The organism is Streptomyces sp. NPDC015171, assembly GCF_043079545.1.
Taxonomy (GTDB): Bacteria; Actinomycetota; Actinomycetes; order Streptomycetales; family Streptomycetaceae; genus Streptomyces.
In genome coordinates this window covers 38843-53094 of the sequence record NZ_JBIBUO010000030.1, presented here as the reverse complement: position 1 = coordinate 53094, position 14252 = coordinate 38843, and the positions used below count along the sequence as shown (strand labels likewise).

At 72.1% G+C, this 14252-nt stretch carries 11 protein-coding genes and 1 tRNA gene; 6 read left to right on the top strand and 6 right to left on the bottom strand.

Features of this window, described 5'->3' with window-relative positions; translation table 11 throughout:
- Nucleotides 1-60: 60 nt before the first annotated feature.
- The 5 genes from ACF073_RS39880 (at nucleotide 61) to ACF073_RS39860 (ending at nucleotide 5540) form a co-directional block, all read left to right on the top strand.
- Nucleotides 61-1431 carry an ABC transporter substrate-binding protein gene (locus ACF073_RS39880; protein ID WP_392076430.1) on the top strand — a complete coding sequence of 457 codons (1371 nt, stop codon included), beginning with the start codon at nucleotides 61-63 and terminating at the stop codon, nucleotides 1429-1431.
- Nucleotides 1428-2363 carry a carbohydrate ABC transporter permease gene (locus ACF073_RS39875; RefSeq protein ID WP_392076429.1) on the top strand — a complete coding sequence of 312 codons (936 nt, stop codon included), beginning with the start codon at nucleotides 1428-1430 and terminating at the stop codon, nucleotides 2361-2363. Before ACF073_RS39880 ends, ACF073_RS39875 begins: the two co-directional genes overlap by 4 nt.
- Nucleotides 2360-3205: a carbohydrate ABC transporter permease gene (locus ACF073_RS39870; RefSeq protein ID WP_392076428.1), complete on the top strand. Its 846-nt coding sequence runs from the start codon at nucleotides 2360-2362 to the stop codon at nucleotides 3203-3205. The genes ACF073_RS39875 and ACF073_RS39870 overlap by 4 nt, the downstream gene beginning before the upstream one ends.
- Nucleotides 3202-4191 (top strand): zinc-dependent alcohol dehydrogenase family protein, encoded by a 990-nt coding sequence (locus ACF073_RS39865; RefSeq protein WP_392076427.1) that lies wholly within the window; start codon nucleotides 3202-3204, stop codon nucleotides 4189-4191. Before ACF073_RS39870 ends, ACF073_RS39865 begins: the two co-directional genes overlap by 4 nt.
- Nucleotides 4192-4286: 95 nt before the next feature.
- Nucleotides 4287-5540 carry a TerD family protein gene (locus ACF073_RS39860; protein WP_392076455.1) on the top strand — a complete coding sequence of 418 codons (1254 nt, stop codon included), beginning with the start codon at nucleotides 4287-4289 and terminating at the stop codon, nucleotides 5538-5540.
- A 64-nt stretch (nucleotides 5541-5604) separates the two neighbouring features.
- On the opposite strand, the gene ACF073_RS39855 is transcribed toward ACF073_RS39860, so the two are convergent.
- From ACF073_RS39855 to ACF073_RS39835, 5 genes are all read right to left on the bottom strand, one after another.
- Nucleotides 5605-6174 carry a TetR/AcrR family transcriptional regulator gene (locus tag ACF073_RS39855; RefSeq protein WP_392076426.1) on the bottom strand — a complete coding sequence of 190 codons (570 nt, stop codon included), beginning with the start codon at nucleotides 6172-6174 and terminating at the stop codon, nucleotides 5605-5607.
- Nucleotides 6175-6285: 111 nt separating this feature from the next.
- Entirely contained in the window at nucleotides 6286-7869 is a 1584-nt protein-coding gene (locus tag ACF073_RS39850) for a TROVE domain-containing protein (protein WP_392076425.1), read from the bottom strand.
- Nucleotides 7870-8232: 363 nt separating this feature from the next.
- Nucleotides 8233-8302: transfer RNA gene (locus ACF073_RS39845), tRNA-Ile, on the bottom strand.
- Between the two features lie 58 nt (nucleotides 8303-8360).
- On the bottom strand, nucleotides 8361-9839 hold the full coding sequence (locus tag ACF073_RS39840) for an alkaline phosphatase PhoX (RefSeq protein ID WP_392076424.1): 1479 nt from the start codon (nucleotides 9837-9839) through the stop codon (nucleotides 8361-8363).
- 298 nt (nucleotides 9840-10137) lie between these two features.
- The gene (locus tag ACF073_RS39835; RefSeq protein WP_392076423.1) at nucleotides 10138-11565 is read right to left on the bottom strand and encodes a hypothetical protein; all 1428 of its coding nucleotides are present in this window, start codon (nucleotides 11563-11565) and stop codon (nucleotides 10138-10140) included.
- 266 nt (nucleotides 11566-11831) lie between these two features.
- Here ACF073_RS39835 and ACF073_RS39830 point away from each other — a divergent pair, with 266 nt between their 5' ends.
- On the top strand, nucleotides 11832-13658 hold the full coding sequence (locus ACF073_RS39830) for an endonuclease/exonuclease/phosphatase family protein (protein WP_392076422.1): 1827 nt from the start codon (nucleotides 11832-11834) through the stop codon (nucleotides 13656-13658).
- A gap of 54 nt (nucleotides 13659-13712) precedes the next feature.
- Here the strand turns inward: ACF073_RS39830 and ACF073_RS39825 are convergent, their stop codons facing one another.
- Nucleotides 13713-14246 (bottom strand): DUF3618 domain-containing protein, encoded by a 534-nt coding sequence (locus ACF073_RS39825; RefSeq protein ID WP_392076421.1) that lies wholly within the window; start codon nucleotides 14244-14246, stop codon nucleotides 13713-13715.
- Nucleotides 14247-14252 lie beyond the last annotated feature (6 nt).

Genomic DNA, 14252 nt, shown 5'->3' with positions numbered 1-14252 from the left:
CATGCACTGCACCCATCCCGCTCGATGCCCTCTATATCCCCATAAATCCAGGAGCGATCCATGCGAACCCCGAGCCGACGGAGGCCGCGAGCCAGGCTCGCCATGGCCGCCGCAGGGACGCTGCTCGCCCCGCTGCTCTCCGGCTGCTGGGCCGGTGCGGGCGGGTCCGGTTCAGGCGGCGACTCCATCAACGTCCTGATGGTGAACAACCCGCAGATGACCGAGTTGCAGAAGCTGACCGCCGCCCACTTCACCAAGGAGACGGGCATCAAGGTCAACTTCACGGTCCTGCCCGAGAACGACGTCCGCGACAAGATCAGCCAGGACTTCGCCAACCAGGCCGGCCAGTACGACGTCGCCACGCTGTCCAACTACGAGATACCGATCTACGCCCGCAACGGCTGGCTGCACGCGATGGACCCGTACGTCGCGAAGGACCCGGGCTACGACGAGCAGGACGTCCTCAAGCCGATGCGCGAGTCCCTGACCGGCAACGACGGCAAACTGTACGGCCAGCCCTTCTACGGCGAGTCGTCCTTCCTCATGTACCGCAAGGACGTCTTCGCCGCCAAGGGCCTGACGATGCCGGCGCACCCCACCTGGCGGCAGGTGGCCGACCTCGCCGCCCGGGCGGACGGCGCACGGCCCGGCATGCGCGGCATCTGCCTGCGCGGCCTGCCCGGCTGGGGCGAGCTGATGGCGCCGCTCACCACGGTCGTGAACACCTTCGGCGGCACCTGGTTCGACAAGGACTGGAAGGCGCGGCTGGACTCCCCCGCCTTCGAGAAGGCGACGAAGTTCTATGTCGGCCTCGTCCGGAGCCACGGCGAGTCCGGTGCCGCCCAGTCCGGCTTCGCCGAGTGCCTCAACAACATGACCCAGGGCAAGGCCGCCATGTGGTACGACGCCACCTCGGCGGCCGGCCTGCTGGAGGCGAAGGGCTCCCCCGTCAAGGGCAAGCTCGGCTACGCCCCCGCGCCCGTCGAGCGGACCAGGTCCTCCGGCTGGCTCTACACCTGGGCCTGGGGCATCCAGAAGGCCTCCCGCAATCCGGACAAGGCCTGGAAGTTCGTCTCCTGGGCCTCCGGCAAGGAGTACGAGCGGCTGGTCGGCGAGACCAGCGGCTGGTCCGACGTCCCCGCGGGCAAGCGGGCCTCGACGTACACCAACGCCGACTACCGCGAGTCGGCCGCCGCCTTCCAGGAGATGACCAAGGACGCCATCGAGGGCGCCCGCCCGAACGACCCCGGCGTACAGCCGCGCCCGGCGCCCGGCATCCAGTTCGTCGACATCCCCGAGTTCACCGATCTCGGCACCAAGGTCTCCCAGGAGATCAGTGCGGCCATCGCCGGACGCCAGTCCGTCGAGTCGGCCCTGGACAAGTCCCAGCAGCTCGCCGAGAAGATCTCCAAGGAGTACGAGGGACGATGACCGCGACGACAGCCCGCTGGGCGGCGACACCGGAACGCGCCCCCCGGCGGCCCTCCCCCCGCCTGCGCGCCTGGGCCACCCGGGCCCCCCTCCTGCCCGCCCTCGTCTTCATGATCGTGGTGACCCAGCTGCCCTTCGTGGCCACGCTGGTGATCTCCTTCTTCGACTGGAACGCCCTCTATCCCAAGGCCCGCCACTTCACCGGGCTCGACAACTACCGCCAGGTCCTGACCGACGCGGACCTGCGCCACTCGGTCTGGACGACCGTCCTGCTCACGGTGACGGTGGTCCTGGCCAGCCTGGTCCTCGGCCTGGCGCTCGCGCTCCTCCTCGACCACAGGTTCCGCGGCCGGGGCATCGTCCGCACCCTGCTGATCGCCCCGTTCCTCGTGGTCCCGGTGGCCGCGGCCCTGCTCTGGAAGCACGTCCTCTACAACCCCGAGTACGGCCTGCTCAACGGCCTGTTGCACTATGTCGGCGGCCCGCAGCCCGACTGGATCTCCCGTACGCCGCTGCTCGCGGTCGAAGTCTCCCTGGTGTGGCAGTGGACGCCGTTCATGATGCTGATCCTGCTCGCCGGACTGCAGAGCCGGGACCCCGAGCAGATCGAGGCCGCGCGGGTGGACGGCGCGAACGACTGGCAGGTCTTCCGCCATCTGACGCTCCCGCACCTGCGCCGCTATCTCGAACTCGGCGCCCTGCTGGGCTCGATCTACATCGTCCAGAACTTCGACGCGGTCTTCACGATCACCTCCGGCGGCCTGGGCACCGCCAACCTGCCCTACACCGTCTACCAGAGCTTCTACCAGGCCCATGAGAACGGCCTCGCCTCGGCCGCCGGCGTCCTGGTGGTCATCGGCTCGATCATCATCGCGACCTTCGCCCTGCGCGTGGTGTCGTCCCTGTTCCGCGAGGAGGCGTCCCGCGCATGAGCGGCATCGGCACGACGATCAGAAGGCACCGGGGTCTCGGGCTCGGCCTGACGGCCTGGCTGGCCGGCATCGTCTTCTTCCTGCCCATCGCCTGGATGGCGCTGACGTCCTTCCACTCCGAGGCGGACGCGGCGACCAACCCGCCCTCCTTCGGCGCCGCCCTCACCCTGGACGGCTACCGGGAGTTCTTCGGCAGCGGCGGCGGCGCGAGCCCCTGGCCCTCGCTGATCAACTCGACGGTCGCGTCGGTGGCCTCGACCGTCTGCGTCCTGCTCCTCGCCCTGCCCGCGGCCTACGCCCTGTCGGTCCGGCGGGTCAGGAAGTGGACGGACGTCCTGTTCTTCTTCCTGTCCACGAAGATGCTGCCCGTGGTGGCCGGCCTGCTGCCGATCTACCTGTTCGCGAAGAACACCGGGATGCTCGACAACATCTGGTTCCTGGTCATCCTCTACACCTCCATGAACCTGCCGATCGCGGTGTGGATGATGCAGTCCTTCCTCGCCGAGGTGCCGGTCGCGGTGATCGAGGCGGCGCAGATCGACGGCGCCCGGCTGCCGACCGTGCTGGCCCGCGTGGTGGCCCCGATCGCCCTGCCCGGCATCGCCGCCACGGCCCTGATCTGCTTCATCTTCAGCTGGAACGAGCTGCTGTTCGCCCGGGTCCTCACGGGCGTGGTCGCCGAGACCGCCCCCGTCTTCCTGACCGGCTTCATCACCAGCCAGGGCCTGTTCCTGGCCAAGGTGTGCGCCGCGTCGCTCGTCATCTCCCTGCCGGTGCTCGCCGCGGGGTTCGCCGCCCAGGACAAGCTGGTCCAGGGCCTGTCGTTGGGAGCCGTGAAATGAAGGCCGCCGTCATCGAGTCCGTGGGCCGTGCCGTCGTCACCGAGGTCCCCGACCCGACGCCAGGGCCCCGCGAGGTCGTCGTCGAGGTCGCCGCGTGCGGCCTGTGCGGCACCGACCTGCACATCCTCCAGGGCGAGTTCGCGCCCAAGCTGCCGATCGTCCCCGGGCACGAGTTCGCCGGCGAGATCGTCGCCGTCGGCACCCAGGTCACCGAGGCGGCCGTCGGCGACCGCGTCGCCGTGGATCCCTCCCTGTACTGCTACGAGTGCCGGTACTGCCGCACCGGGCACAACAACCTGTGCGAGCGCTGGGCCGCGATCGGGGTGACCACCGCCGGCGGGGCGGCCCGGTACGCGGTGGCCCCCGTGGCGAACTGCGTCAAGCTGCCCGAGCACGTGCGCACCGAGGACGCGGCCCTGGTGGAACCCCTGTCCTGCGCGGTGCGCGGCTACGACGTGCTCCGTTCCCGCCTCGGCGCCCATGTGCTGATCTACGGCTCCGGGACCATGGGCCTGATGATGCTGGAGCTGGCCAAGCGGACCGGAGCGGCCCGCGTGGACGTGGTGGACGTCAACCCGGCCCGGCTGGAGACGGCCCGCCGGCTCGGCGTCTCGGGCGCGGCGGGCGGCGCGGACGAGCTGGACCGGCCGCAGGGCTGGGACGTGGTGGTGGACGCGACCGGCAACGCGGCGGCGATCCAGGACGGCCTCGGCCGGGTGGCGAAGGCGGGCACCTTCCTGCAGTTCGGGGTGGCCGACTACGCGACGCGCGTGGCCATCGACCCGTACCGGATCTACAACCAGGAGATCACCATCACCGGCTCCATGGCGGTGCTGCACAGCTTCGAGCGGGCGGCGGAGCTGTTCGCCAACGGTGTGCTGGACCCCGAGGTGTTCATCAGCGACCGGATCCCGCTGGAGCGCTACCCGCAGGCGCTGGAGCAGTTCGCGGCGGGCGTGGGCCGGAAGATTGTGGTGGTGCCGTGAACCCGTTCGGCGGCGGGCGCGACAAGAAGGCGTAAGCCGTTCGGCTGGTAAGGGAACGGTAAAGCGATGTCGTTCGTTCACCCGGCATGACAGCTATGACCCCTGGCTCGAACATCCCTCTCTCGGCCGCGCGCGTGACGGTGGACGTCACCGCTCCGGTGCGGCTCGACGTGTCGGGCCTGCTGCTCACCGCCGACGGCAAGGTGCGTTCCGACGACGACTTCATCTTCTACAACCAGCCGGCGGGCCCGGGCGTGACGTACCGCTCCGGCGGCGGCACGGCCCCGGACGCGATCACGGTCGACACCGCCGCCGTCCCGCCGGAGATCGAGAAGATCGTCGTCACGGCCAGCCCGGACGCGGCCGGCCAGACCTTCCAGGGCATCGAGCCGACGGCCACGGTCCGGGACGCGGACGGCGGTGCCGCGCTGGCCTCGTTCACCCCGCCCCAGCTCGGCACCGAGACCGCGCTGGTGATCGTGGAGATCTACCGCCGGGGCGACCAGTGGAAGGCACGCGCCGTCGGCCAGGGGTACGCCAACGGGCTCGCGGGCATCGCGACCGACTTCGGCGTGACGGTGGAGGAGCCCGCGGCGGCCCCGGCGGCGCCCGCCGCCCCGCCGCAGCCCACCGCCGCACCCGCCGCCCCGCCGCAGCCCACCGCCGCACCCGCCGCCCCGCCGCAGCCCACCGCCCCGCCGCAGCCGGTGGCCGCGCCCTCCGCCCCGCCGCAGCCGGTGGCCCCGCCGCCCGCTCCGGTGCCGGGCGCCGGGAAGATCAACCTGGACAAGGGCCGGGTCAGCCTCCAGAAGAACCAGACCGTCTCCCTCGTCAAGGGCGGCCGGCCGCTCCTCTCCCAGGTGCGGATGGGCCTCGGCTGGGAGCCCGCGTTCCGGGGCCGGGACATCGACCTGGACGCCTCGGTCATCGCCTACGGCCCGCAGCGCAACGCCATCGACAGCTGCTACTTCGGCAAGCTGTCGATCCTGAACGGCGCGGTCAAGCACTCCGGCGACAACCTCACCGGTGAGGGCGGGGGCGACGACGAGGTCATCGTGGTCGACCTCGGCCGCCTCCCGCAGGAGGTCACCGGCCTGGTCTTCACGGTCAACTCCTTCTCCGGCCAGAAGTTCACCGAGGTCGCCAAGGCGTACTGCCGGCTGATCGACGCGGCCACCGGCGAGGAGCTGGTCCGCTTCGACCTCACCGGCGCCGAGCCCCAGACGGGCGTCCTGATGGCCAAGCTCGTCCGCCAGTTCTCCGGCGAGTGGGACATGACGGCCCTGGGCGACTTCGTCAAGGCCAGGACGGTCCGGAACATGGTGGACCCGGGCGCCAGGGCGCTGTAGCCGCAGCGCCGGCACACCGCGGCGGGCGCCGCGCCCCAGCCGGATCGGCTGGGGCGCGGCCGCGTCAGCCGGCGCGCAGCCCCTCCGTCAGCAGCGACAGATAGCGCCGGATCTCCGGCTCCCCCGCCCCCGCCAGCTCCGCCGCCGACCCCACCCCGTGGGCCAGCCGGAGCACCTCGATGGACTCCACATCGCCGCGGAGCGACCCCTCGGCCTGCGCGGCGGCCACCAGCCGGGCCATCGCGCCCTTCACCGTGGTCCCGCACACCGTGGGCGCCACCGCGCTCCCGTCCGTGACGGCCGAACCGAGCAGCGCCTTCATGCCGCGCACCTGAAGGGTGCGGACGCACAGCTCGTACAGCCATTCCGTCAGGGCCTCGCCGGGCGGCAGTTCCTCCGCCAGCTCGTCGGCGCGCGTCCCCAGCGCCTCGATCCGGTCCACGTACGCCGCCTCCAGCAGCGCCTGCCGGGTCGGGAAGTGCCGGTAGAGCGTGCCCGAGCCGACGCCCGCCCGCTTGGCGATGTCGTCGAGCGACGCGTTCTCCCCATGCTCGGCGAAGGCCTCCGCCGCCGCCTTCAGCAGCCGCTCGTAGTTGCGCCGAGCGTCCGCACGCATGGGTCTGGCCCGCGTCATCCACTCACTCCTCGAAACCGTGGACTCTCTCCGCATCCTACCGAGCACGGACGGGGGCGGCCCTAGCCCGCCGTCCCCCGGGCCCCGGTCCCGCGGGCCGTCTCCGGCCGCTCAGACGAGCCAGGGCCAGCGGCCTTCCCGGCCGCTCTCCAGCAGGGCGACCATGCGGAACGCCGCGTCGGAGAGGCCGCCGAAGGTGTGCCGGTTGCCCGTGCCCGCCGGGCCGTGGCCCGCCCGGTAGCCCTCCAGGTTCCAGGTGTAGACCGGGACCCGGTCCGGGACCTGGGCGGTCGGGTCGCCGTGCCGGTGCGCGGTGTACTGCTCGTCGGTGACGATCAGCACGCGGTCGTGTCCGCGGTAGTGCCGGCGCACCGCCTCGGTGGTGTCCGTGCCGCCCAGGTCGCCGAAGCGCTCCAGGATCTTCAGCACCGACTCGCCCGTGCGGAACGCGACCCGGCCGCTGGTCGAGCCGAACTGGACCAGGTCGGCGTCCGCCGCCCGCAGCGCGAGCGCCGTGCCGAAGACCGCCGCGGCGTCGGCCCGGGTGAGCTGGGCGCGGTCGGAGACCTGCGACCAGAACATCGAACCCGAGCGGTCGACCAGGATGAGCGTCCGGCCCGGCAGCGCGGGCACGTTGGCCAGCGAGTGGCCGAGCGCCCGCTCCAGCGGGTAGGACCAGCGCAGCGAGGGCGCGTGCTGGTACGCGGCCAGGTAGCGGAAGGGGAACTGCCGTGAGCGGCGCACCTCCTGCGGGTCGCTGATCTTCGCGGCGACCTCGGCGGCGACCTCGTCCGAGACACCCGCCTCGTCGAAGTTGCGCAGGTTGCGCACCAGCGCCATGGCGCCCATGGACGGAATCACGGCCTCCCAGGCCGCCTTGTCCATCGGTCCCTGGAGCCAGCCGGCCAGCGCCTCCCAGGTGATGCCGGCCGCCGCCAGCCGCTCGGCACCGTCGGGCGAGGTGACGACCGCCCGCCGCCGCTCGACGGGCAGCTCCGTCAGCTCGCGGCGCAGGGCGAGCGCCGGAAGCGACGCGGGCGGCTCGGCGGTGTCCGGGTGGTGCCGCCGGTCGAGCGCGTACCGGAACAGATCGCCCTGCCACGGCTTGTCCGGGTCCGGCGAGGCGTGCACCAGGTTGAGGATGTCGCCGAAGCGGTACCCCTTGGACGCGGTGTCGTACTTGAGCAGCGACCTGACGTGGTAGAGCCGTCGTACGGCGTCGGCGACACCGCGCTTGACGGGCTTGGGGAGGGCGCGGCCGTACCGGGACGTCCAGTACGCGAGGAGTTCGCCGGGCTCGTCCGGGCGCTGCAGCACGGAGGCCACGACCTCGCGGTTCGACGGGCCGCCGGCGGCCCCGGCCGCCAGTCGCGCGTGCACGTACTCGGCGGCGCCCACGACCGAGGCCGTGCGCATGTTGCCCTCGCCGCGCAGCCAGCCGAGCAGGGCGGCCGTCCACTCCGGGTCGCTGACGGCGAGGTCGCGGACCAGGCGGACGAACCGGTCGTCGCGGTCGTCGCCGTTCTCGTAGAAGGTGTGCTGCGCGACGAAATGGGAGACGGCGAGCAGGAACAGCTCGGAGCGCGGCTCGCGCTCCTGGCCCGCGCCGCCCTGGTACGTCCGCAGCACGCGGCCGGTCGAGGTCACCGCCGAGGCGGGCTGCGCCCTGGAGGCCCGTGTGTTGAATCGCGCCATGGTGAATTCCCCCGAATTCGTCTGCGTTTCGGAGGGAGGCACAGCAATAGGCGGACGTCCGAGATCAGGAGTCGGCGACGGAACATATACAGCTGCTCTACCACCGGGCTACAGCACCCCGAAGGTGCTGACGGGATTCGAACCCGCGACCTGCTGTGACCGAAGTATCCGCTGCCTGCGCACCGGGCACCCGCCGAATGCCGCGCCTCCCGAGATCAGATCGGCGGCGGTGATGGATTCTTTGAGAAAGAAGGAACCGCAGCCTGCGCACCGGGAGGTGCGTGAAGTTTCCGGTGTCCAGAGATCGAAGTCGGCGGAACCGACAAGGTGCTCTGACCCCTGAGCTACACCGGCCCGTTGTGCCGGTGGCGGGACTCGAACCCGCGGCCGCCCCATTATCAGTGGAAGTAGGTCCTGCCTTCGCACCTGGACGTTCATCACTTTAGGAGGGCAGCCGCGGGACGGGCGAGCGATTTAATTCCGCCGGGATGTCAGGCGCGCTTCTGCCGCTTCCAGGGGCCCGTGATGGCGAGCATGATGCCGGGGGTCTGGATGTTGGCGTACAGGGTCCTGCCGTCGGGCGAGAAGGTGACGCCGGTGAACTCGCTGTACTCCGGCTCCTGCGCGGTGCCGATGTTCAGCTCGTTGCGGGCGATCGGGTAGGTCCGGCCGCTCTCGGTGGCGCCGAACAGGTGCTGGACGCCCTCGCCGTCCTCGGCGATGACCAGGCCGCCGTACGGGGAGACGGTGATGTTGTCCGGGCCGTCGAAGGCGCCGTCTGCGGACGGGTCCGGGTTCACGCCGAGCAGCACCTTCAGCGTCAGGGTGCGGCGCTTGGGGTCGTAGAACCAGACCTGGCCGTCGTGCTGGAGCGGGCTCTCCTCGCGGGCGTAGGAGGAGACGATGTAGGTGCCGCCGTCGGCCCACCACATGCCCTCCAGCTTGCGGGCGCGGGTGACCTGGCCCTCGGTGAACTGCTTGCGCACCGAGACGGTCCTGGCGTCGCGGTCGGGGACGTCGACCCAGTCGACGCCGTAGACGGTCCCGATCCTGGTGGCGCGGGACAGGTCGTCCACGAACGTGCCGCCGGAGTCGAAGCACTTGAAGGCCTGGAGCACGCCGGCGTCGTCGGCGAGGGTGCGCAGCCTGCCGCGGCCGTGGTGGAAGCCGGCCGGCGGGGTCCAGCGGTAGAACAGGCCGTTCGGGGTGTCGGCGTCCTCGGTCAGGTAGAGGTGGCCGCGCCTGGTGTCGACGACGACGGCCTCGTGGGCGTAGCGGCCGAGCGCCTTGACGGGCTTCGGGTCGCGGTTGGCCCGGCGGTCCGCGGGGTCGACCTCGAAGACGTAGCCGTGGTCCTTGGTCATGCCGTTCTTGCCGGCCTTGTCCTCGGTCTCCTCGCAGGTCAGCCAGGTGCCCCAGGGGGTGCTTCCGCCCGCGCAGTTCTGCGAGGTGCCCGCGATGCCGACCCACTCGGCCACGTGGTCGCGGCGGACCTCGACCACCGTGCAGCCGCCGGCGGCCGCGGGGTCGTAGACCAGGCCCTCGGTCAGCGGCACCGGGTGCGTCCAGCCGGAGCGCGGGCCCTTCAGCTCGTGGTTGTTGACGAGGAGGGTGGCGCCCCGGGGGCCGTCGAACGTGGCCGTGCCGTCGTGGTTGGAGGGGGTGAACTCGCCGGACTCCAGCCTGGTCCGGCCGCTGTACGTGACGATCGTGTACGTGAAGCCGGCGGGCAGGGCGAGGATGCCGTCCGGGTCGGGGAGCAGCGGGCCGTAGCCGACACCGCGGTGGCGGTGGCCCGTGTGCCCGGACTCGGCCTCGTGCTCGGCCCCGGCCTCGGCCCCGGCGCTCTCGTGGTCCGTGGCGGCGAGGGCGTTCGGCGCGGTGGCGAGGGCGCCGACGCTGCCCGCCAGGGCGACCCCGGCACCGGTGATCGCGGATTTCCTGGTGAAGTCCCTGCGGGTGAGCGACATGGTGTCTCCTGTGAGGACGGTGGAAGAGCCGTGGAGGGTGGGGGGTCCGGTTCGGCGGACACGCTTCCGCCGCCCGTTGAACGGGGGCTGAACGCGCGGCCACGTCGGGGACTTCGGTTCCATGAACCCGTATGCGCCATCCCATGAACGGCCCAAGCACCGGCTGTGCCGGCCGCACCGCCGGACCCGGCACAGCACCGTGCCGCCCCGCGGACACGACGACGCCCGGCCCGCCGGACGGCGGACCGGGCGTCACCCCACCTCAGCGACTCTCAGCGAGCCGGCGGGCCCGGCCGGTTCAACCGCCCTGCTGGGAGCGCGCCTTGAACGCGGCCTTCCGCGCCTCCTTGGCCACCTTCTTGTCCGGATGCAGCCGTCCCATCGCGTCCAGCACCTCGGCGGTGGCGGGGTGCTCCACCCGCCAGGCCGCGGCGAAGAACCCGCCGTGCTGCGCGGCCAGCCCCTCCACCAGGGCCTGGAGCTCATCGGAGTTGCCCTCGGCCTGGAGCTGCGCGGCCACCGTGTCGATGGTCAGCCAGAACACCATCTCCTGCGAGGGCGCCGGCACGCCCGCCGCGCCCCGCTCGCTGAGCCACACCCGGGCGAGGCCGCCCAGCTCGGGGTCGGCCAGCACCTCCCGCAGCGCCGGTTCGGCCGCGTCGCCCACCAGCGAGAGCGCCTGCTGGCAGCGCAGCCTGCGCAGCGGCGCCCCCGGGTCGGCACCCCGCGCCGCCGTCAGCAACTCCCTGGCCGCGGCGAGCGGTTCGCGGCGGGTGAGCCACTGCTCGGTCTCCGCCCGGGCGGCGGACTGGCCGAAAGCGGAGGTGCCGTCGAGCAGCGCGTCCGCGCCCTTGTCGGCCAGCTCGCCGACGGCCGGCGCCTCGAACCCGGCCTCCAGCAGCCGCGCCCGCAGCCCGTACACGCCGAGCGGGGTGAGCGTGACCATGCCGTAGCGGGAGACGTCGGTGTCGTCGACCGGGGCGGCGGGCTCCTCGTCGGCGTCGGCCATCAGCGCCTCGTCCACCGGCTGGTACGTCACGAGCCCGACCGGTTCCAGCACCCGGAACTGGTCGTCGAGACGCATCATCGCGTCGGAGACCTGCTCCAGGACGTCGTTGGTCGGCTCGCCCATGTCGTCGGGCACGATCATGGAGGCGGCGAGGGCGGGCAGCGGGACGGGGCCCTCGCCGGTGCCGTCCTCGCTGACGGTGAGCAGGTAGAGATTGCCGAGGACGCCGTCGAGGAACTCCGCCTCGGCCTCCGGGTCCCAGTCGAGTGACGAGAAATCGACCTCGCCGTTCTCGTCCAGCGCGTCGACCAGGTCGTCCAGATCGGGGACGGCCGCGTCGGCGAGGACGGTCTCCAGGGCGGCCAGCCAGACGGCGAGCACGTCCCGCGGGGAGCCGCCGGTGAGCACGGCGAGCTCCTCCCCCGCCCGGACGGTGCCGGCCTCCTCGTCCTCGATCTCGACCAGACCGGCGTCCACGGCCACCCGCCAGGCCTCGCCGGCGTAGGCGGCGGCGTCGTCACCGGTCAGTGCGAGCAGCTCGACGGCGGCGGGCAGCTGCTCCTCGGCCAGGTTGCCGCCCGCGTCCACCCGGGTCTCCGGGCCGGCCCAGCGCGCGAGGCGGGCGGCCCGGGAGAGCAGCGGCGTGGACAGCGCGGCGCGGGCCAGCTCCGCTTCGGGGTGCAGCCGGGCGGGCGGCAGGGGGGAGCTGTCTGACATCGGCTGGTTCTCCTCGGACCGTGATACGGGCTCAGCCGCTCAGCCTAGACGGATTTCCACCCATGCCACCCGGTTCATCTCTCCGTAAGCCGCCGTCCATGGCCGAAACCTTGACAACTCCCCCGCCCAGGCAGGAGATTGACGCGCGTAGAAGTTGGGGGGACAACTGTTCACTCGGCTCTGCGCGTGTCACTGAGGGCTACGAGCCCCGCACGCTCCCGTTCCACCCTCGTCCCGGCGCTCACGTATGTCCCCGGAGGGAACCCTTGCCGAGCAGGTCTTCAGCGCGCCTCGCCGCGCTCACCGTCGCCGCCGTGTGCAGCGCGACGTCCGCCGTCGTCCTCACCTCGCCCGCGCACGCCGATTCGGTGCGCATCCACGACATCCAGGGCACGACCCGGATATCCCCGCTCGCCGGGCAGAAGGTGGCGGACGTACCCGGCATCGTCACGGCCACGCGCACCTACGGGTCCTCCAAGGGCTTCTGGCTCCAGGACCCGACCCCGGACGCCGACCCCGCCACCAGCGAGGGCGTGTTCGTCTTCACCAGCTCCGCGCCGAAGGCCGCGGTCGGCGACTCGGTGACGGTGACCGGCACGGTCTCCGAGTACGTCCCGGGCGGCACCGCGTCCGGCAACCAGTCGCTGACGGAGATCACCAAGCCCACGGTCACCACCGTCTCCACCGGCAACGCGGTGCCCGCACCCGCCGTGATCGACGCCAGGTCGGTGCCGCGCGCGTACACCCCGGCCGGCGACACGGCCGCGAGCGGCTCGGTCAACGGCCTGCCGCTGGACCCGTCGAAGTACGCCCTGGACTACTACGAGTCCCTGGAAGGCATGAACGTCCAGGTCGCCGACGCCCGGGTGGTCACCGCCACCGACCCGTACGCCGAGCTGTGGGTGACGGTGAAGCCGCGCGAGCACCGCACCCACCGCGGTGGCACGCTGTACGGCTCCTACGACTCCCAGAACACCGGCCGGCTCCAGATCCAGTCGCTCGGCGCGACCGCCGACTTCCCGAAGGCGAACGTCGGCGACACCCTGGAGGGCGCCACCACCGGCCCGCTGGACTTCAACCAGTTCGGCGGCTACACCCTGGTCGCCGGCGAGCTGGGCGCGCTGAAGAGCGGCGGGCTGCGGCGGGAGACCACGCACAAGCAGGCGCGCGGCGAGCTGGCCGTCGCGACGTACAACGTGGAGAACCTCGACCCGTCGGACGCCACCTTCGACCAGCACGCCTCCGCGATCGTGCACAACCTCCAGTCGCCCGACATCGTGTCCCTGGAGGAGATCCAGGACAACAACGGCGCCAAGGACGACGGCACGGTCGACGCGAACGAGACGGTCACCAAGCTGATCGACGCGATCGTCGCGGCGGGCGGCCCCCGCTACGACTGGCGCTCGATCAACCCGGTCAACGACCAGGACGGCGGCGAGCCCGGCGGCAACATCCGCCAGGTGTTCCTGTTCAACCCGGAGCGGGTGTCCTTCACGGACCGCGCGGGCGGCGACTCGACCACCGCGGTCGGCGTCACCAAGGTGCACGGCAAGGCGCAGTTGACGACCTCGCCGGGCCGCGTCGACCCGGCGAACGAGGCATGGAAGAGCAGCCGCAAGCCGCTGGCCGGCGAGTTCGTCTTCCGCGGGCGTACCGTCTTCGTGATCGCCAACCATCTGAACTCCAAGGGCGGCGACCAGGCGCTGACCGCGCAGTACCAGCCGCCGGTGCGCAGCTCGGAGACCCAGCGGCACGCCCAGGCGACCGCGGTGAACGCGTTCGTCGAGGACATCCTGTCCGCCCAGAAGAACGCGGACGTCATCGCGCTCGGCGACATGAACGACTTCGAGTTCTCCGGCACCACGAAGATCCTGGAGGGCGGCGGCGCCCTGTGGTCGGCGATCAAGTCGCTGCCGAAGAGCGAGCGTTACACGTATGACTACCAGGGCAACCAGCAGGTCCTGGACCAGATCCTGATCAGCCCGGCGATCCGCCGCGACGGCGACTTCGAGTACGACAGCGTGCACGTCAACTCGGAGTTCAACGACCAGATCAGCGACCACGACCCGCAGGTGCTGCGGTTCCGTCCGTGATCCGGCGGTGGGTCCGGCCGTGCGCTCGGCGCGGCCGGACCCGCCCCGCCGTCCTCACCGCCGCCGGCCGGACCCGCGCCGGCGCAGGGCGGCGATGACGATGCCGCACCCCGCGGCGCCCGCGAGCAGCACGGCCCCGGGGTGCCGCAGTGCGGCGCCCGCGGCGACCCGTACCGGCCGCGGCACCCGCGGGGTGTCCTGGACGACGTGACCGGCGTGCGCCGCGCGGTCCCGCAGGGCGTGCCCGCCCTGCCCGGCCCGCTCCTGCATCAGATGGCCGACCCCGGTCATCCGCTCCTGGGTGCGGTGCCCGGCCCGCAGGGCGCCGTCCTGCATCAGGTGGCCGGCCCTGGCCGCCCGGTCCTGCACACCGTGCCCCGCGTGGGCGGCCCCGGCGCGCAGCTGCACGGTCATGGCGCCGGCCTTGTCCTTCAGGTCGGCGGCCCGCGCCTGCGCCCGGCCCTTCATATCGGCGCGGCCCACCAGCCGGCCGACGGTGTCGCCGAGCCGGCCCCGGGCCTGCTCCCACTGCTGCCGCAGCTCGTCGGGTCCCTTGGCGCCCGAGCCGTGCGGATTGCTGTTCTTCATCGTGTC

What these genes read in the sequence shown, in the direction of transcription:
- ACF073_RS39880 (WP_392076430.1), top strand. Translation starts at nt 61, where the DNA reads ATGCGAACCCCGAGCCGACGGAGGCCGCGAGCCAGGCTCGCCATGGCC.
- ACF073_RS39875 (WP_392076429.1), top strand. Translation starts at nt 1,428, where the DNA reads ATGACCGCGACGACAGCCCGCTGGGCGGCGACACCGGAACGCGCCCCC.
- ACF073_RS39870 (WP_392076428.1), top strand. Translation starts at nt 2,360, where the DNA reads ATGAGCGGCATCGGCACGACGATCAGAAGGCACCGGGGTCTCGGGCTC.
- ACF073_RS39865 (WP_392076427.1), top strand. Translation starts at nt 3,202, where the DNA reads ATGAAGGCCGCCGTCATCGAGTCCGTGGGCCGTGCCGTCGTCACCGAG.
- ACF073_RS39860 (WP_392076455.1), top strand. Translation starts at nt 4,287, where the DNA reads ATGACCCCTGGCTCGAACATCCCTCTCTCGGCCGCGCGCGTGACGGTG.
- ACF073_RS39855 (WP_392076426.1), bottom strand. Translation starts at nt 6,174, where the DNA reads ATGACGCGGGCCAGACCCATGCGTGCGGACGCTCGGCGCAACTACGAG.
- ACF073_RS39850 (WP_392076425.1), bottom strand. Translation starts at nt 7,869, where the DNA reads ATGGCGCGATTCAACACACGGGCCTCCAGGGCGCAGCCCGCCTCGGCG.
- ACF073_RS39840 (WP_392076424.1), bottom strand. Translation starts at nt 9,839, where the DNA reads ATGTCGCTCACCCGCAGGGACTTCACCAGGAAATCCGCGATCACCGGT.
- ACF073_RS39835 (WP_392076423.1), bottom strand. Translation starts at nt 11,565, where the DNA reads ATGTCAGACAGCTCCCCCCTGCCGCCCGCCCGGCTGCACCCCGAAGCG.
- ACF073_RS39825 (WP_392076421.1), bottom strand. Translation starts at nt 14,246, where the DNA reads ATGAAGAACAGCAATCCGCACGGCTCGGGCGCCAAGGGACCCGACGAG.